The 16,580-nt window shown below is 29.9% G+C and carries 24 protein-coding genes; 17 read left to right on the plus strand and 7 right to left on the minus strand.

Annotated features, from left to right (window positions below):
• The first annotated feature begins 10 nt into the window (after window positions 1-10).
• From fmt to FMM58_RS07610, 14 genes are all read left to right on the plus strand, one after another.
• Window positions 11-913, plus strand: coding sequence for a methionyl-tRNA formyltransferase (gene fmt, locus FMM58_RS07545; RefSeq protein ID WP_223810216.1), 903 nt, complete (start codon window positions 11-13; stop codon window positions 911-913).
• A complete protein-coding gene (locus FMM58_RS07550) occupies window positions 876-1,529 on the plus strand; it encodes a biotin--[acetyl-CoA-carboxylase] ligase (protein ID WP_150140775.1) in 654 nt (217 codons plus the stop codon). Before fmt ends, FMM58_RS07550 begins: the two co-directional genes overlap by 38 nt.
• Window positions 1,526-2,314 carry a ParA family protein gene (locus tag FMM58_RS07555; protein WP_150140773.1) on the plus strand — a complete coding sequence of 263 codons (789 nt, stop codon included), beginning with the start codon at window positions 1,526-1,528 and terminating at the stop codon, window positions 2,312-2,314. The genes FMM58_RS07550 and FMM58_RS07555 overlap by 4 nt, the downstream gene beginning before the upstream one ends.
• A 4-nt stretch (window positions 2,315-2,318) precedes the next feature.
• Complete coding sequence (locus FMM58_RS07560) at window positions 2,319-3,158, plus strand: ParB/RepB/Spo0J family partition protein (RefSeq protein ID WP_150140771.1); 840 nt, start codon at window positions 2,319-2,321, stop codon at window positions 3,156-3,158.
• Window positions 3,159-3,230: 72 nt separating this feature from the next.
• On the plus strand, window positions 3,231-3,656 hold the full coding sequence (locus tag FMM58_RS07565) for a FoF1 ATP synthase subunit B' (RefSeq protein WP_150140769.1): 426 nt from the start codon (window positions 3,231-3,233) through the stop codon (window positions 3,654-3,656).
• A gap of 2 nt (window positions 3,657-3,658) precedes the next feature.
• Window positions 3,659-4,165: a F0F1 ATP synthase subunit B gene (locus tag FMM58_RS07570; RefSeq protein ID WP_150140767.1), complete on the plus strand. Its 507-nt coding sequence runs from the start codon at window positions 3,659-3,661 to the stop codon at window positions 4,163-4,165.
• Window positions 4,165-4,683 carry a F0F1 ATP synthase subunit delta gene (locus FMM58_RS07575; protein WP_150140765.1) on the plus strand — a complete coding sequence of 173 codons (519 nt, stop codon included), beginning with the start codon at window positions 4,165-4,167 and terminating at the stop codon, window positions 4,681-4,683. The genes FMM58_RS07570 and FMM58_RS07575 overlap by 1 nt, the downstream gene beginning before the upstream one ends.
• 12 nt (window positions 4,684-4,695) lie before the next feature.
• Window positions 4,696-6,201 (plus strand): F0F1 ATP synthase subunit alpha, encoded by a 1,506-nt coding sequence (gene atpA, locus FMM58_RS07580; RefSeq protein WP_150140763.1) that lies wholly within the window; start codon window positions 4,696-4,698, stop codon window positions 6,199-6,201.
• A gap of 9 nt (window positions 6,202-6,210) precedes the next feature.
• Window positions 6,211-7,101, plus strand: coding sequence for an ATP synthase F1 subunit gamma (atpG, locus tag FMM58_RS07585; RefSeq protein ID WP_150140761.1), 891 nt, complete (start codon window positions 6,211-6,213; stop codon window positions 7,099-7,101).
• Between the two features lie 23 nt (window positions 7,102-7,124).
• The gene (gene atpD / locus FMM58_RS07590) at window positions 7,125-8,522 is read left to right on the plus strand and encodes a F0F1 ATP synthase subunit beta (RefSeq protein WP_150140759.1); all 1,398 of its coding nucleotides are present in this window, start codon (window positions 7,125-7,127) and stop codon (window positions 8,520-8,522) included.
• 2 nt (window positions 8,523-8,524) lie between these two features.
• Window positions 8,525-8,917, plus strand: a complete 393-nt coding sequence (gene atpC, locus FMM58_RS07595) for an ATP synthase F1 subunit epsilon (protein WP_150140757.1) — start codon at window positions 8,525-8,527, stop codon at window positions 8,915-8,917.
• Window positions 8,914-9,468, plus strand: coding sequence for a MotA/TolQ/ExbB proton channel family protein (locus FMM58_RS07600; protein ID WP_150140755.1), 555 nt, complete (start codon window positions 8,914-8,916; stop codon window positions 9,466-9,468). The genes atpC and FMM58_RS07600 overlap by 4 nt, the downstream gene beginning before the upstream one ends.
• Window position 9,469: 1 nt before the next feature.
• Window positions 9,470-9,859 carry an ExbD/TolR family protein gene (locus tag FMM58_RS07605; protein WP_150140753.1) on the plus strand — a complete coding sequence of 130 codons (390 nt, stop codon included), beginning with the start codon at window positions 9,470-9,472 and terminating at the stop codon, window positions 9,857-9,859.
• Entirely contained in the window at window positions 9,859-10,650 is a 792-nt protein-coding gene (locus FMM58_RS07610) for a TonB C-terminal domain-containing protein (RefSeq protein WP_150140751.1), read from the plus strand. Before FMM58_RS07605 ends, FMM58_RS07610 begins: the two co-directional genes overlap by 1 nt.
• A 9-nt stretch (window positions 10,651-10,659) precedes the next feature.
• Here the strand turns inward: FMM58_RS07610 and FMM58_RS07615 are convergent, their stop codons facing one another.
• The 7 genes from FMM58_RS07615 to FMM58_RS07650 all read right to left on the minus strand — a co-directional run bounded on the left by FMM58_RS07615 (window position 10,660) and on the right by FMM58_RS07650 (window position 13,743).
• Entirely contained in the window at window positions 10,660-10,908 is a 249-nt protein-coding gene (locus FMM58_RS07615) for a hypothetical protein (RefSeq protein ID WP_150140749.1), read from the minus strand.
• 461 nt (window positions 10,909-11,369) lie between these two features.
• Window positions 11,370-11,738 carry a hypothetical protein gene (locus tag FMM58_RS07625; RefSeq protein ID WP_150140748.1) on the minus strand — a complete coding sequence of 123 codons (369 nt, stop codon included), beginning with the start codon at window positions 11,736-11,738 and terminating at the stop codon, window positions 11,370-11,372.
• A gap of 171 nt (window positions 11,739-11,909) precedes the next feature.
• Window positions 11,910-12,143 (minus strand): hypothetical protein, encoded by a 234-nt coding sequence (locus FMM58_RS07630; RefSeq protein WP_150140746.1) that lies wholly within the window; start codon window positions 12,141-12,143, stop codon window positions 11,910-11,912.
• Window positions 12,144-12,150: 7 nt separating this feature from the next.
• Window positions 12,151-12,729 carry an N-6 DNA methylase gene (locus tag FMM58_RS09210; protein WP_190317972.1) on the minus strand — a complete coding sequence of 193 codons (579 nt, stop codon included), beginning with the start codon at window positions 12,727-12,729 and terminating at the stop codon, window positions 12,151-12,153.
• Window positions 12,674-13,117 (minus strand): N-6 DNA methylase, encoded by a 444-nt coding sequence (locus FMM58_RS09215; protein ID WP_150180547.1) that lies wholly within the window; start codon window positions 13,115-13,117, stop codon window positions 12,674-12,676. Before FMM58_RS09215 ends, FMM58_RS09210 begins: the two co-directional genes overlap by 56 nt.
• The gene (locus FMM58_RS07645) at window positions 13,111-13,347 is read right to left on the minus strand and encodes a hypothetical protein (RefSeq protein WP_150151094.1); all 237 of its coding nucleotides are present in this window, start codon (window positions 13,345-13,347) and stop codon (window positions 13,111-13,113) included. Before FMM58_RS07645 ends, FMM58_RS09215 begins: the two co-directional genes overlap by 7 nt.
• A 150-nt stretch (window positions 13,348-13,497) precedes the next feature.
• Window positions 13,498-13,743, minus strand: coding sequence for a hypothetical protein (locus FMM58_RS07650; RefSeq protein WP_150140739.1), 246 nt, complete (start codon window positions 13,741-13,743; stop codon window positions 13,498-13,500).
• Between the two features lie 758 nt (window positions 13,744-14,501).
• On the opposite strand from FMM58_RS07650, the gene FMM58_RS07655 reads away from it, so the two are divergent.
• The 3 genes from FMM58_RS07655 to FMM58_RS07665 are packed head-to-tail and all read left to right on the plus strand — an operon-like array spanning window position 14,502 to window position 16,580.
• Window positions 14,502-14,774 carry a NifU family protein gene (locus FMM58_RS07655; RefSeq protein WP_150140737.1) on the plus strand — a complete coding sequence of 91 codons (273 nt, stop codon included), beginning with the start codon at window positions 14,502-14,504 and terminating at the stop codon, window positions 14,772-14,774.
• Complete coding sequence (locus tag FMM58_RS07660; protein WP_150140735.1) at window positions 14,755-15,300, plus strand: histidine kinase; 546 nt, start codon at window positions 14,755-14,757, stop codon at window positions 15,298-15,300. The genes FMM58_RS07655 and FMM58_RS07660 overlap by 20 nt, the downstream gene beginning before the upstream one ends.
• A complete protein-coding gene (locus FMM58_RS07665) occupies window positions 15,297-16,580 on the plus strand; it encodes a UDP-N-acetylmuramoyl-L-alanyl-D-glutamate--2,6-diaminopimelate ligase (RefSeq protein WP_150151097.1) in 1,284 nt (427 codons plus the stop codon). Before FMM58_RS07660 ends, FMM58_RS07665 begins: the two co-directional genes overlap by 4 nt.

Below are 16,580 nucleotides of genomic sequence, written 5' to 3' on the forward strand. Positions count from 1 at the left end.
GTAGGTTTAAATGAATATTATTTTTATGGGGACTCCTGATTTTGCTGTGCAAATCTTGCAAGGCTTAGTTGGTTATAATATTAAGGCAATTCTTACACAAAGTGATAAAAAGGTAGGTAGAAAGCAAATTTTAAGCCCTAGTGCTGTTAAGGATTATGCCTTGCATAATTTAAAAGAAGTACCCATTTTTACGCCAAAAAATTTTAATAATGATGAATTAATAGTTAAAATTAAGGCTTTTAAGCCTGATTTTATAGTAGTTGCTGCTTATGGAAAAATTTTACCAAAGGCTGTTTTGCAAATCGCCCCTTGCATAAATTTACACGCTTCTTTGCTTCCAAAATATAGAGGGGCAAGTCCTATACAAAGTGCTATTTTAAATGGTGATGAAAAAAGTGGCGTTTGTGCTATGTTAATGAATGAAAGGCTTGATGAAGGAGATATTTTAAAAAGCGTTGAATGTGATATTAGGGGTAAAAATGCAAAAGAAGTTTTTAATGATTTAGCAAATTTAGCAAGCATACTTTGCAAAGAGGTACTTTGTAATTTTAATAACCTAAACCCTATAAAACAAGATAACACAAGGGCATCGTATTGTACTAAGATAAAAAAAGAAGATGGGCTTGTAAGTTTGCAAAATGCAAAAGAACTTTATCAAAAATTTTTAGCCTTTACACCTTGGCCAGGTATTTTTTTAGAAAATGGCTTAAAATTTATAGATATAGAATTTATAGATGAAAAAGAACATGAAAAAATGGGTAAAATTTTAGCCCTTGAAAAAGATTCTTTTTTATTAGCTTGTAAAAAAGGGACATTAAGGATAAAAAAAATACAAGAAAGTGGTAAAAAAATTTTAGATGCTAGAGTGTTTTTAAATGGAAAAAGGCTTAAAAATGAAGATAATTTGTGTTGAAAATTTACCTTCTACTCAGATTTTTTTATGCGAACAAATTAGACAAAATAAAATTACACAAAATACTGCCATTTATGCCTTAGAACAAAGTAGTGGCATAGGTAGTAGAGAAAATTTATGGACTAGCTTTAAGGGAAATTTACACCTTTCTTTTTGTATAAAAGAAGATGATTTAAGCAAGGATTTAAAATTAAGTTCAGCTAGTATTTATTTTGCTTTTTTATTAAAAGAATGCCTTGCAAAAAAGGGTTCAAATGTATGGCTTAAATGGCCAAATGACCTTTATATAGATGATTTAAAGGTAGGTGGGCTCATGAGTTCAAAGATAAAAAATTTTGTTATAGTTGGAGTTGGTTTAAATTTAAAAAAGGCCCCAAATGGTGCAGGAATTTTAGATATAGAGATTGATTTAAAGGAACTTGTGCATGATTTTGTAAAATATTTAGATGAAAAAATTCAATGGAAAGATATTTTTAATAAATATGTGCTAGAATTTGAAAAATCAAGAAAATTTAGTGTTCATTACAAGGGCAAAAAATATCCATTAGATAATGTTTTGCTCTATGAGGATGGATCAATTTTATTAGATAATGTGAGGGTATATAGTTTAAGATGAGTGAGATTATTACTATTGCAAATCAAAAGGGTGGTGTTGGAAAAACGACTACAGCAGTAAATTTAGCTGCTTCTTTGGCCGTGGCTGAAAAAAAAGTTTTACTTGTTGATGTAGACCCTCAAGCAAATGCTACAACAGGGCTTGGCTTTAAAAGAAGCACTTATGAATATAATATTTATCATGTTTTCATAGACAAGAAAAAACTTTCTGATATTATCCTTAAAACAGAACTTCCTCAACTTCACCTTGCACCCTCAAATATAGGTTTAGTAGGCATTGAACAAGAACTTGCCGAAAGTAAAGATAATGAAACAAAACTAGTTTTAAAAAATCAATTAAAAGAAGTGATTGACGAGTATGATTTTATAATTATCGATTCGCCCCCAGCACTAGGAAATATTACAATAAACGCCTTTGTTGCAAGTGATAGCGTTATCATTCCTATACAATGTGAATTTTATGCACTTGAAGGCGTAGCAATGGTATTAAATACGATTAAAATTATAAAACGAACTCTAAATCCAAAGCTCAAAATTCGTGGCTTTTTGCCTACTATGTTTAGTGCTCAGAATAATCTTTCAAAAGACGTGGTTGCTGATATTAAACAAAATTTTACAGACCAATTATTTAGACTTGACAATAGTAAAAAAGATGAATTTATAATCATTCCTCGCAATATAAAACTAGCTGAAAGCCCAAGTTATGGTAAGCCTATTATTTTATTTGATATTAAATCGCCCGGTTCTGTTGCTTATCAAAATTTGGCATATTCTATTTTAGGTTAAGAAAATGGGTTTAAATAAAGAACAAGGCTTAAGTTTTATATTAGGTGATATGGATGCAGTTTATAGCAAAGAATTAGGACTTGATAAAAAAGAGATTATAGAACTTTCAATCGCTAAAATTAAGACAAATCCTTTTCAACCTCGTAAAAATTTCAATGAAGAAGCCTTAAATGAACTTGCCCAATCAATCAAAGAACACGGCTTAATCCAACCTATAATTGTAGTAAAAAATGGTACAGATTTCACACTTGTAGCGGGTGAAAGAAGACTTAGGGCTAGTAAAATTTTAGGCCTCAAAAAAATTTCGGCCATAATTTGCGATGCTAAAGAAGATAAGCTTAGAGAACTTGCCTTGATTGAAAATATACAAAGGGAAAATTTAAATCCTATAGAATTAGCACATTCTTATAAAAGTTTGATTGAAGAATATAAAATAACACAAGAGAATTTATCTACTCTCATACATAAATCAAGAACTCAAATAACAAATACACTAAGGCTTTTAAATTTAGATGAAAAAACTCAAAAATTAATAGCCCAGGGTAAGCTTTCACAAGGTCATGCTAAGGTGCTTGTCGGGCTTAATAAGGATGATGAAAAGGTTATAGTAGATAGCATTATAGGGCAAAAATTAAATGTTAGACAGACAGAAAAGATTGCACAAAGTGTTAAAAATAAAGAAGTGCAAAATTTACCCAATAGACTTGAGTTTGAAGCTCAAATGCAAAATCTTAAAAAAATACTTGAAAAACTAGGTTTTGAGTGTAAAAACAGCAAGGAAAATCTTACCATTTGTTTGAGTAGTATTGAAAAAATTAAAAAATTAGTAAAAATTTTAAAATAATTTAAGTGAATCTTAGCTTTTTTTAGATAAGATTTTAAAGATTTGTTAATAAATTATAAATAAAGGAGAGTTATGTTTGATGATATGAGCCCTTCCATAATGATAGCTACAGTAGCGATATTTTTAGCTATGATAGTTATCTTAAATGCTATATTTTATAAGCCACTTTTAAAATTTATGGATGAAAGAGATGATTCTATTAAAAAAGATGAAAACAAAGTTAAAGAAAATTCAAAAGAAATGCTTGGTGCAAATGATGAAGTAGAATTGATTTATAAAAAAACTAGAGAAGAAATTCATAATATTAAACAAAGTGCGATTAATGAAGCAAGAGTAGAAGCTGATCAGCTTATACAGGCAAAAAAAGATGAGTTAGAGCGAAAAATGGCTCTTTTTTACACAGAACTTGAAACGCAAAAACAAGAATTAAAACAGCAATTATTTGCCTATTTGCCCGATTTTAAACAAAGTTTGCAAAATAGCATTAAAAAGGTTTAATTATGAAAAAAATACTTTTATTTTTATTCCCTTTATATCTTTTTGCAAGTGCTGGTGGAAGTGGCGAATATGACATAGTTCCAAGACTTATAAATTTTATTATTTTTGTTGCTATTCTTTATTATTTTATAGCTTCTCCTTTAAAGAATTTTTTTAAGTCTAGAAAGGATAAAATTTCAAATAGACTTGATGAAATTCAAAAAAAACTTAATGAAAGCAAGGCAAAGAAATTTGAAACTATGAAAAAGCTTGAAGATACAAGGCTTAGTTCAGTAAATGCAATAGCTACCGCCAAACAGGAAGCCGAACTTTTAGCACAAAAGATAAAAGATGATGCAAAAAAAGAGTTAGTGTTATTTGAAAAGCATTTTGAAGAACAAAAAGAATATGAACTTAGAAAAATGCAAAAAGAAGTTGTTTCTCAAGTTTTAACAGAACTTTTCAACGACAAAGAAGTAGCACTTAAACAAAATGAAGTTATTGATATTATAACGAAAAAGGTATCCTAATGAATGATATAATAGCAAAACGATACGCAAGGGCTGTTTCTAAACAAGATATTAATGAAATTTATGAAACATTAAGTGGTCTAGTCCCTGCTTTTTCCTTACCAAAATTTAAAATAATAGTAGAATCAACGCAGGTTAAAAAGAAAAAAAAAGCGGAATTGCTTTTTTCTTTTTTTGAAAATTTAAGTCTAAATTGTAAGAATTTTTTAAATTTATTAGTTGAAAATTCAAGAATTTCTTATATTCCTCAAATAGTCAAAGAACTTGAAAGACAAAAAATAACTGAGGAAAATATTTATATAGGACTTGTTTATACAAAAGAAGTCTTAGCCCAAGAAAAGCTTGAAGAATTACAAGCTAAATTAAGTCAAAAATTCAAGGTTAAAATTCAGTTGCAAAATCAACTTATAAATATTGATGGCGTTAAAATTGTTTTAGAAGAGTTAGGTTATGAAATTTCTTTTTCTATGAAAACACTTCAAAACAGAATAAGTGAATTTATATTAAAAACTATTTAAGGAGTATGAATAATGAAATTTAAAGCTGATGAAATCAGTTCAATCATCAAAGAAAGAATCGCAAATTTTGATTTAAATTTAGAAATCGAAGAAACAGGTAAGATTATTTCTATTGGCGATGGTATTGCTAAGGTTTATGGTCTTAAAAATATCATGGCTGGTGAGATGGTAGAATTTGAAAATGGCGACAAAGGGATGGCCTTAAACCTGGAAGAAAGTAGCGTTGGTATCGTTATTCTAGGCAAAGGAAGTAATTTAAAAGAAGGTTCTTCTGTAAAAAGACTTAAAAGACTTTTAAAGGTTCCTGTTGGCGATGCTATGGTAGGTCGTGTTGTAAATGCATTGGGTGAGCCAATTGATGCTAAGGGTGCTATTAATACCGATAAATATCGCTTTGTTGAAGAAAAAGCAAAGGGCATTATGGCTAGAAAAAGCGTTCATGAATCACTTCACACTGGCATAAAGGCCATTGATGCACTAGTTCCTATTGGTCGTGGTCAAAGAGAATTAATCATAGGCGATAGACAAACAGGTAAAACAACAGTCGCTATTGATACAATCATTAGCCAAAAAGGACAAGATGTTATCTGTATTTATGTAGCCATTGGTCAAAAGCAAAGCAATGTGGCACAAGTCGTTAAAAGACTTGAAGAACATGGGGCTATGGATTATACTATAGTTGTGAGTGCTAGTGCGTCTGATCCCGCCGCGCTTCAATACCTAGCACCTTATGCTGGTGTAACAATGGGAGAATTTTTTAGAGATAATTCAAGACATGCCTTAATTATTTATGATGATTTAAGCAAACACGCTGTAGCTTATCGCGAAATGTCGCTTATTTTACGTCGTCCTCCAGGTCGCGAGGCCTATCCTGGTGATGTTTTCTATTTACATTCAAGATTGCTTGAAAGGGCTAGTAAGTTAAATGATAGTCTTGGGGCTGGTTCATTAACAGCCTTGCCTATTATTGAAACACAAGCTGGCGATGTTTCTGCTTACATTCCTACAAATGTTATTTCAATTACCGATGGACAAATTTTTCTTGAAACCGACTTGTTTAACTCAGGCGTTCGTCCTGCTATTAATGTTGGTTTATCCGTATCTCGTGTTGGAGGGGCAGCTCAAATTAAGGCTACAAAACAAGTTTCAGGTACGCTTAGACTTGACCTAGCACAATATAGAGAACTTCAAGCCTTCGCACAATTTGCAAGCGACCTTGATGAGTCAAGTCGTAAGCAACTTGAAAGAGGACAAAGAATGGTAGAGGTTTTAAAACAACCTCCTTACGCACCATTACCTGCTGAAAAACAAGTAATTCTTATCTTTGCAGGTACTAGAGGCTTTTTAGATGATATTGATATTAGCAAGGTTAGGGAATTTGAAACGGGAATTTATTCTTTTATTGATACTAAGTATCCTGAGCTTTTTGAACAAATTCGCACTAAAAAGGCTTTAGATAGTGAGTTAGAAGAAAAAATTAGCAAAGCTATTAACGATTTTAAAGCAAATCATTTATAAGGTTTCTTTATGTCAAATTTAAAAGAAATTAAAAGAAAAATCAAAAGCGTTCATAATACGCAAAAGACCACAAATGCTATGAAGAATGTTTCTTCTGCTAAACTTAAAAAAGCAGAAGAAGCAGCCAAAAGAGCTAGGCTTTATGCGGAAAAGATTGATGAAATTTTAAGTAAAATTTCTTTTCAATTAAACAAACTTATATTAAATGAATCTGATGATAGATTTAATTTATTTCATCCAAAAGAAGTGGTTAAAAATATCGACCTTATTTTCATAACTGCTGATAAAGGGCTTTGCGGTGGTTTTAATTATAAAACCATTAAGGCAGTTAATGAACTTTTAGAAGATTATAAAAGTAAAAATATAAATGTACGCTTGAGAGCTGTTGGAAAAAAAGGCATTGAATATTATAATTTTCAAAAGGTAGAACTTTTAGAAAAATATCTTCATCTTAGTTCAAGTCCAGATTATGAAAAGGCTTCTGCTGTAATACATGCTGCGATTAAGGATTTTATGGATGGCATTACTGATGGCGTAGTTTTAGTACATAATGGATATAAAAATATGATATCGCAGGAAATTAAAATAGGTCATATAGTACCTGTTGAACCTTTGATATTAGAAGAAGAATCACAATCTCATTCTATTTTAGAATTAGAACCTGAGAGCGAAAATTTATTACAAGATTTAATGAAAACTTATTTTGAATACAATATGTATTATGCCTTGATTGATTCATTAGCTGCTGAACATAGTGCTAGAATGCAGGCAATGGATAGTGCTACAAATAACGCTAAAGATAGGGTTAGAGAGCTAAATTTAGCTTACAATAAAGCAAGACAAGAGTCAATTACTACTGAACTTATAGAGATTATCAGTGGTGTTGAGGCTATGAAGTAGAAATTTTAAGGAGAACAAAACTTATGCAAGGATTTATTTCACAAGTAATTGGTGCGGTTGTTGATGTTGATTTTGAAGAATATTTACCTCAGATTAATGAAGCAATTATTGCAAATTTCGAAGCTGAGGGTAAACAACATAAACTTGTTTTAGAAGTAGCTGCACATTTAGGAGACAATAGAGTTAGGACTATAGCTATGGATATGACCGATGGCTTAGTGCGTGGAACAAAGGTTGAGGCCTTGGGAAGTTCTATTAGCGTACCTGTTGGCGAAAAGGTTTTAGGTAGGGTTTTTAATGTCGTGGGTGATTTAATAGATGAAGGTGAGGAGATAAATTTTGAAAAACGTTGGACTATTCATAGAGACCCACCAGCCTTTGAAGACCAAAGTACAAAGAGTGAAATTTTTGAAACAGGCATTAAGGTAGTTGACTTACTTGCCCCTTATGCAAAGGGTGGTAAAGTAGGACTTTTCGGTGGTGCTGGTGTTGGTAAGACAGTTATTATTATGGAACTTATACATAATGTTGCCTTTAAACATAGTGGGTATTCTGTATTTGCGGGTGTTGGAGAAAGAACTAGAGAAGGAAATGACCTTTATAATGAAATGAAAGAAAGTAATGTTTTGGATAAGGTTGCCCTTTGCTATGGACAAATGAACGAACCACCAGGTGCAAGAAATCGTATCGCTTTAACAGGTCTTACAATGGCAGAATATTTTAGAGATGAAATGGGACTTGATGTGTTAATGTTTATCGATAACATTTTTAGATTTTCTCAATCAGGTTCAGAAATGTCAGCACTACTAGGTCGTATCCCATCAGCCGTTGGATACCAACCAACCCTTGCTAGTGAAATGGGACGTTTCCAAGAAAGAATTACTTCTACTAAAAAAGGTTCAATTACCTCTGTTCAAGCTGTTTATGTTCCAGCTGATGACCTTACAGACCCAGCGCCAGCAACCGTTTTTGCACACCTTGATGCCACTACAGTTCTTAATAGGGCCATTGCTGAAAAAGGAATTTATCCAGCTGTTGACCCTCTTGATTCTACTTCTAGAATGCTTGACCCAAATATAGTAGGCGAAGAACATTATAATGTAGCTCGTGGGGTTCAATCCGTACTTCAAAAATATAAAGATTTACAAGATATTATTGCTATTTTAGGTATGGATGAGTTAAGTGAAGAAGATAAACTCACTGTTGAAAGGGCTAGAAAGATAGAGAAATTCCTATCTCAACCATTCTTTGTGGCAGAAGTTTTCACAGGTAGCCCGGGTAAGTACATTAGCCTTGAAGATACAATAGTAGGCTTTAAAGGAATTTTAGAAGGCAAATATGATAATCTACCAGAAAATGCCTTTTACATGGTAGGAAATATTGACGAGGTTATCGCAAAAGCAGATAAAATTAAGGGCTAAATATGAGTGATTTACTTAAATTCGAAATTGTTACGCCTATGGGTAGAATTTATGAAGGTGATGTAAAATCTGTAAATTTGCCAGGAAGTGAAGGTGAATTTGGGGTTTTAAAAGGACATGCATCTTTAATATCTTCTTTAAAATCAGGTGTTATTGATATAGAAAAAAACGACGGAGAACATGAATTAATAGCCATTGATGAAGGTCATGCCCAAGTTGATGAATTTGGGGTTTGTGTTTTAGCAAAGGGTGCTGTTTGGGTTGCAGGTGGCGATGAAAGCGAAATAGAACGTAATCTACAAAAGGCTAAGAATTTAATCCAATCAATTAGCTCAGATAATGTAGCTATGGCTGCAACCTTTTCTAAACTTGATACTGCGAAAGCTCGTAAATGAACATAGAAGCAGCCTTTCATTTTTTTAATAGCTCAAGCCTTATAACTTACATAGTTTTGGCTTGGCTTTCTTTTTATTTTATAATCTCCTTTGCCATACTTTTTGCAAGATCTACTTATCTGGCAGCATGGAGATTAAGAGAAAAACAAAGCTTAGAAAGTTTGCTTTTAGGACAAAAAGATATTAGCAAAACGCGTTCAATTCTAAGAAAAAGCACTGATAGTAATCCTTTGCATTTAGAAATTTACAAAAATTTAGCACAAAGAAGGGCAACTGGAGGTCTTACTTGGTTAAGCATTATAGCTTCAACTTCGCCCTTTATAGGTCTTTTTGGAACGGTTATTTCTATATTAGAAACCTTTGGAGGACTTGGAACACAAAATTCACTTAGTATAATAGCCCCGAAAATTAGCGAGGCGCTAGTAGCTACTGGTTGTGGAATTTTAGTTGCTATCCCTGCTTATACCTTTCACCTTATTATAAAAAGAAAGGCTTATGAGTTAATAAGCGTTATAGATAGCGAGATAAAAGTTATAAGTAGCAAGGCTTAAAATGCTCTTTGATGATGAAAAGCCAGAATTAAATATTACTCCCTTAGTTGATATTATGCTTGTTCTACTTGCAATTTTAATGGTAACAGCCCCAAGCATTACCTATGAAGAAAAAATAAACCTGCCTCAAGGTTCTCAAAAAAATTCAAGCTCCCCAACCGTTAAAAGCTTAATAGTTAGCATTAATGCAAATAAAGATATTTTAATCAATCAAGAAAAATTTAATTTTGTTAGCTTTGCTGATAACCTAGCTCAAAAAAGGTCTCAATTTAACCCTGAAGAAACGGTTTTTATAAGGGCTGATAAGAATTTAAAATATGATGATGTTATTTTTGTATTAAGAAGTATTAAAAATTTAGGCTTTAATAAAGTGGCCTTGCAGACAGAGTAATGAATAATTACGGCATAGGAAATTTTAATTCTTTTTTATTAGCAGTGCTTTTTTATGTACTAGTGATTGCCTTTATATTTTTTCGCTTTGTACAAATGCAAGAAAACGCCATTCGCTACACAGATATACAAGATAGCTTTGTGGATATAGAATTAGCAGACCCTGCCCCTGCTACGCCAAAGCCCATAGCTACTCCACAGCCAAAGCAAGTTGAAGAAGAAGTAAAGCCACCAGAACCTGAACCTGAAAAGATTCAACAAGAAACTACAAATAAAGCTGTTGAAACAAGTCCTATTAAACAAGAAGCTACAAATTTTGACGCACTTTTTGGCGATGTAAAAGAAATTCAAGTAGCAAAGGATACCAAAGTTCAATCTTCTAAAAAATCAGACTCTAAAACAAGCACTCCTAAAAATTCAGCAAGTGAGATTGTAAAAAAAGCTACTGATAATTTATTGCAAGATGAAAATCAAGGCAAGGGCGAAAACACGCAAAAGCAACGAACAGGCGTTTATGATGCATTTTTAGGTAGGGTTACTAGGGTTATACAAGAAAGATGGAGTTTGTATTATCCAAATTCTAAAAAGATTACTGTTGTGGTTAAAATTTTCATAGATAAAGATGGAAATTTTGGGTATACAGAGGTGGCAAAAAGCTATAACGAAGCCTTTGATTCTAAGGTTTTAGAATTCTTAGAAGGACAAAAGGGCAAATTTATAGCAAACCCTCCAAAATCTCAACAAGTAAATATAACTATGAATTTAGGCGATGATATAGAAGTTGTAAATTAAAATTTAATTTTAAAAATTTATATTTACATTTTCATCATTTATAATTTTTTCTATATTTGAGTTTAAAATTCTTTTTATATATTTAATACTTTTATCTAAATCATAAATTCCTGCATTTTCACAAAATATATTATCAACTTCGTTAAAATTTTCTAAAGTTAATTTTTTATAATCTAAATTAATATTTAGATTATGATATAACTTTGTGATTTCTTCTTGTTTTTGAGTTGGAAAATTTGGAAAAGATAAATATTCCAATATGTTTGAGCAAAACTGCCACCATGCCCACCAACTTTCACAAAATCTATAATTTTTTTACTTACAAAAAAATCTAAAAAACACTTTATGAACATACTTTTGATTAAATTATTTTTATAAAGTGTAATGCCATGAATGTTTGTAATATAATTTTCATTACTATCTATAACTACCATACCCCTAAATGTAGCTTCTGCATCGAAAATAATTTCTCCTTTTGATAATATTTTTAATTGATTTTTATTACCTAAATATATAATTTTATCAATAGTTCCATATTTAGAAAAATATGTTGGCAATGCCAATGAATAAAAATTTTTTGCATAATTTCTACCATAAACACTTTACCGATACAGCTTTCTTATAAATTTTGTTCTCTACTAAATTTAAAGTCCCATTCTTCAAAATTATTATAACCATATTTATAATTTTTTATCAAGAATGCAATATATTTAAACTCCTTAGAATAAACTCCAGTATCTAAAGCGTCCACTTGTTTGCAAATCTTTTGTAGTTGGTTCTTGATAGATAAATTTATGTTCTTTTTGATTGTTTAAAAGCTCATTTTTTATAAGTTTTAAATTTGTTTGTGTCGTTCCTTGATTAACTTTTCTTTTTTTTATGATGGACTTTGTTATGGTTTCTATGAAAGTTATAGTTTGGTCAGCATTATGATTTGGAAAAGAAATTTTACAATCTAAAAATAATGTTTTTGCGTATCTTATTGTAGCACCCTTTGAAACCATAAAATCTAATTGTTGCCTAAAAATACCATGTTTTATCATTGCTAAAATATAAAATTTATATTTTGTAATAGGAAGTTTATACAATGCACCCGATAATATAGCATTTGGATAATTTTTTTCAAGTATAACTACTTCGCCAATATTGCTATCTTTTTAAATAATTATGTCATTTTCTTTTAAATTCATATCGATAAAAGCTTGTGACATAATATACTCGCTCGCACTTTTTTCAAGGTTTAACAAAAATGAATGCTCTTATAAAGCCCTACTTTTAATAAAAAAATATTTTGATGATTTTGCATAAGCTAATGAACCTACTTTATAGCCTAAATCTTGCCTTAATAAATTTCTATCTAAAAGTTCTTTAAGAGATTTTAAATTGTAATTTTTTACAATTAAACATTTATAAGCATTGCTTGAAAGATTACAATAATTTTGCATAATATCCTTATAATTTATAATACTTGGTATATCAATAAATGATTTCATTGTAAGCTTATTTTTCCTTTATAAAAATATCTTGCAGGTCTTGTTCTTGTCCTAGACACCATTTTTTAAACTCAAGTATGGTTTGAGTAAAATCTTCATCAATCATAGCCTTACCATTTTCATATATGATTATCTCAAAATTTTCAAGATTTATTTTATATATTGATTGAAAAAATTTATTTCTATTTTTGGTTACTACCTTATATCCTAAATTTTCTATGTTTTTTACAAAAACTTGATAATTATTTTGCTGTAAATTTAATAATATTTCCTGTCTAGGCTTATAAACAACAATTATTTTTGTATTTACTCCTGTTTCAGCAAAGGCATTTGAAGACAAATCAAACAAAGCAACAATTCTCATATTTTTCATTAGCCACTCTCTTACTTTTATATGAGTATCAATGCTTACTATTGAATTTGATAAAACTATGCCAAGTATGCCATTTTCATTTAAAATTCTATAAGCATTTTCTAAAAACAAAATTTCTAAGTTAGTAGGGTCATCTTGTGTGTATAAATTCCAAGTTTCATAACAGCTTATTATCTCTCTCGTTTCGTGGGTAAAATGCCCTTTCTTGTCCAAAAGGTGGATTTGTCAAAACTACATCAAATTTTTTAAGTGCTTTATCATCAGCCCTATTATCCCAAAGCCCGTTAATATTTATATTTGGGTCAAGTTTTATTATATTATTTTCTTTATCAAATTTATAAAGTATAGAACCTAAATCACTTCTTTGTTCTATGTTTGCATTTCCATCACCATTTAAAAGCATATTTAGCGTAGCAAATTTAACCATATCAGAATCAATATCCATTCCAAAGATATTATTATCATCTAATTTACTGCTAGAATTCACATAAGAAATCGATAAAAAATCCGCAATCCCAGCAGTTGGGTCAATTATAATTTCATCATTTATTGGATTAACTATTTTTACTAAAAAATCAATAACAGGAATAGGTGTTAAAATTGCCCATTTATACCTTTTGCAAAATGTGAAGCAAAATTACTAAAAATTAATTGATATAAGTCAGTTTTGTATGATTTTACAAATGAGTAATCTTGAAATTCTTTAACAACGCTAACTAAAACTTTTGTATGGTTATTATTTTTAAAATCCAATTCTTTTTCTTTTAAAATACGGCGATGATTGCCACTTGCATCATCAACAATCTTTTCAATACGTTTTATAAAGTTCATAAAAATTTTTATCTGAAATATTTGTATAGTTTTTCTAATCTTTTGTAATGTAAAATTTTAGATATAAATTACTATTTTTTTCAACTCTTTTTTCATTAAAAATTCTAATTGCTAGAATTTGAATTAAAATAGAATAACCTTTTTGATTAGTTAAGCTACCTTATCCATAGCTTCTAAGATATTATGCATAGCGTTACTTATTTGAGTAGAATGAATACCTGAAATAGTATCTAAATCTTTTAATATTCTTTTATCTCTTTGTAATTGTTTTGATTGTGTTTGATTTAACAAATCTGTAAAATTTGGAATATACTCATAAGGGTCGGTTAAGTGTAGATTTAAATCTTTTGTTTTTGAGTTATAACCAAGTGAATTAAATTCTTCTACGTAACGCAAAAATTTATTATTTACCTTTTTAAATAAAAATAATTTTTCACTATCATAATAAATTCCAAGGCAAAAATCTCTTTCACTTTCTTTTAAATAAGACTTTACTTGCTTTTCATAAATTTCTTGTACACTTTTTCCATTATTTTTTTTAAACTCAATTATTGCAATAATATGCTGTTTAAGCCATTCTAAATCATCTATATCATTATTTTTTGATAATTTTGATATTTTTCAAACCAAGTTTTATCATCAAAAATACAAGCATCTATTTTTATTGATTTACTATCTTTATTGCCCTTTGGCAAATGTTATTTCTGTGCCTATAAATTCTTTTGTGTAAAGACCTGAATTTGTTATACTATAAAGAAATTGCTATTTATAAAATTGTTCTATTTCATTTGTTTTTGCTTTGTTTAGTAAATTAACATTTTTATCTAATGTTAAATGTTCTGGCAAAAAGGCTTTGTAATTAGTGTTCTTTTTATTTTTTCATCAAATTCTTGTTTGCATTGCAAAAAATTAATATTTTAGTTTCCTTTTTTGCTAGTTATAAATTTATTTGAAATTTCGCTACCTTAATTATTATTTTTAATTAAAAAATTTTATCAAATTAAAGTTTCAAAATTTTATAACTAGTAAAAATTAAATACTTTTTTAGCTTTCTTATTTTAAAAATTTATAAAAAAGCGTTAAAAAAAGTCTTTAATTTACTTTATTTTCAATATAATTTTGATAAAGTAAATAAATTTATATAAGGAAAGAAAATGCTACCTTTTAACGATGAAGAGCTAATAAATCCTGTTAAATCGAGTCTTGCAAAGAATTTACATATCTTAGAACAAGATGGTGGAGGATTGGAGTTTTTAGGCGTTAAAAATGGCGTTGTCTATGTGCATTTAACGGGTGCTTGTAGTGGCTGTGTGGCAAGTTCAGTTACTTTAAAATATGGGCTTGAAAGGCAATTAAAGATTGATATTCATCCTGATATAAGCTTAATAAATTTAAATGGTGGGAAAGATGAGTTCGCAAAATTATAAAAAATTAGCTATAAAACACTTTTATAATAAAGATTTTAACACAGCTAGAACCTATTTTTGCCTAGCTTATGAAAGACGTCCAAATAAACGTTTATTAAATTTCATAGACCTTTGCAATTTGGCCTTTAAAGCTCCAAAAGAAGCCTTTTTACTATTTGAGTTTTACCTTGCTCATTATACAATCCCTAATATAGACAAGGACTTAGCTGAAATTTTAGAAAATGTGGATTTAAGGCAAGAACAAAGAGAACGACAAAACGAGGTTGAAGAAAGCAACGCTCTTTCTTATGGTGATTTTTTGCAAAGCGAAAGAGTACTTGGCTTTAAAAAAAGCTTTGAAAATGTGATTTTTAATACAAAATTGATTATAGATAATAAAGATGATTTTTTAGATTTTTTAGAAAAACTTTTTGATAATGGCTATAAGGATATAGTTTTTACCTATCTTGAAAATGTATCGCCACATTTATGGTCAAATGAACGTTTTATGAGATTGCATAAAAAACTTATAGGATTAAAAAAGTGATTATAAAACTTTCAAATTCTTTTATTAGTGATAATTCTAAAGAATGTGTTAAAGATTCATTTTTTTTAAAAAGCTTTCAAAATGCTAGTTTTGCAGACGAGGCTAAAAATAAGGGTGCCATAATCATAGATATAAAAAAGGCAAAAAAGCTTTTAAATATAGATGAAAATATCAAAATTATAGGCATTACAGGGACAAATGGCAAAACTACAACAGCTGCTGCAATTTATTCTATTTTACTTGATTTAGGATTTAAATGTGGTCTTTGTGGTACAAGAGGGGTTTTTATAAATGATGAACAAATAGCAGACAAAGGCATGACAACCTCGCCACTTTTGCAAACTTTAAGTTTTTTAAAAAGTGCAAGTGAGAGAAAGTGCGATTTTTTCGTTATGGAGGTAAGTTCTCACGCCCTGGTGCAAAAAAGGATAGAAGGGCTTGAATTTAAGGCTAAAATTTACACAAATTTAAGCCAGGACCACTTAGATTTTCATAAAAATTTAAAAGCTTATCAAGAGGCTAAGGAAAGTTTTTTTACTGATGAGAGTTTAAAATTTATAAATAAGGATGCTAAGACTATTAAATTTAATGTTAAAAATTCTATAAGTTATGGCATAGAAAATCCTTCTTTTTATCATATTAAGGCATATTCTTTGCAAGATGGCATTGATGCACTAGTTCAAGCAAGGGATATTAGTTTTCATATAGAATCAAAATTAATAGGACTTTTTAATCTTTATAATCTACTTGTAGCTAGTGCTTGTGTGTATGAATTAACAAAGCCAAATTTAAAAAAATTAGAAAAGGCAATTTCTGGCTTTGGTGGAGTTTGTGGCAGGGTTGAAGAAGTTAGTAAGGGCGTTATCGTGGATTTTGCCCATACACCTGATGGCATTGAAAAGGTGCTTGACTCATTAAAAAATAAGGATTTAATCGTAGTTTTTGGGGCTGGTGGCAATAGAGATAAAAGCAAAAGGCAAATAATGGGTCAGGTTGTTGAACATTATGCAAAAGTTGCTATTATTACAAGTGATAATCCACGCGATGAAAACCCACAAGATATTATAAATGAGATTACAAGGGGTTTTAAAAATGCTGATAGGGCTTTAAAAATTACAGATAGAAAAGAGGCCATTAAAAAGGCTTTAACGCTTAAAGAAAAGGACGATTTAGTAGTTATTTTAGGCAAGGGTGATGAAACTTATCAAGAAATTAAGGGTGTAAAATACCCATTTAGTGATAAGGAAGTAATTTTACAAATCGTTGCAAATCAAGGATAA

This window comes from Campylobacter sp. LR291e (assembly GCF_008633915.1).
Taxonomy (GTDB): Bacteria; Campylobacterota; Campylobacteria; order Campylobacterales; family Campylobacteraceae; genus Campylobacter_D.

Coding starts and splice junctions, on each gene's coding strand:
- fmt (WP_223810216.1), top strand. CDS start 11: ATGAATATTATTTTTATGGGGACTCCTGATTTTGCTGTGCAAATCTTG.
- FMM58_RS07550 (WP_150140775.1), top strand. CDS start 876: ATGGAAAAAGGCTTAAAAATGAAGATAATTTGTGTTGAAAATTTACCT.
- FMM58_RS07555 (WP_150140773.1), top strand. CDS start 1,526: ATGAGTGAGATTATTACTATTGCAAATCAAAAGGGTGGTGTTGGAAAA.
- FMM58_RS07560 (WP_150140771.1), top strand. CDS start 2,319: ATGGGTTTAAATAAAGAACAAGGCTTAAGTTTTATATTAGGTGATATG.
- FMM58_RS07565 (WP_150140769.1), top strand. CDS start 3,231: ATGTTTGATGATATGAGCCCTTCCATAATGATAGCTACAGTAGCGATA.
- FMM58_RS07570 (WP_150140767.1), top strand. CDS start 3,659: ATGAAAAAAATACTTTTATTTTTATTCCCTTTATATCTTTTTGCAAGT.
- FMM58_RS07575 (WP_150140765.1), top strand. CDS start 4,165: ATGAATGATATAATAGCAAAACGATACGCAAGGGCTGTTTCTAAACAA.
- atpA (WP_150140763.1), top strand. CDS start 4,696: ATGAAATTTAAAGCTGATGAAATCAGTTCAATCATCAAAGAAAGAATC.
- atpG (WP_150140761.1), top strand. CDS start 6,211: ATGTCAAATTTAAAAGAAATTAAAAGAAAAATCAAAAGCGTTCATAAT.
- atpD (WP_150140759.1), top strand. CDS start 7,125: ATGCAAGGATTTATTTCACAAGTAATTGGTGCGGTTGTTGATGTTGAT.
- atpC (WP_150140757.1), top strand. CDS start 8,525: ATGAGTGATTTACTTAAATTCGAAATTGTTACGCCTATGGGTAGAATT.
- FMM58_RS07600 (WP_150140755.1), top strand. CDS start 8,914: ATGAACATAGAAGCAGCCTTTCATTTTTTTAATAGCTCAAGCCTTATA.
- FMM58_RS07605 (WP_150140753.1), top strand. CDS start 9,470: ATGCTCTTTGATGATGAAAAGCCAGAATTAAATATTACTCCCTTAGTT.
- FMM58_RS07610 (WP_150140751.1), top strand. CDS start 9,859: ATGAATAATTACGGCATAGGAAATTTTAATTCTTTTTTATTAGCAGTG.
- FMM58_RS07630 (WP_150140746.1), bottom strand. CDS start 12,143: ATGAAATCATTTATTGATATACCAAGTATTATAAATTATAAGGATATT.
- FMM58_RS07645 (WP_150151094.1), bottom strand. CDS start 13,347: ATGAACTTTATAAAACGTATTGAAAAGATTGTTGATGATGCAAGTGGC.
- FMM58_RS07655 (WP_150140737.1), top strand. CDS start 14,502: ATGCTACCTTTTAACGATGAAGAGCTAATAAATCCTGTTAAATCGAGT.
- FMM58_RS07660 (WP_150140735.1), top strand. CDS start 14,755: ATGAGTTCGCAAAATTATAAAAAATTAGCTATAAAACACTTTTATAAT.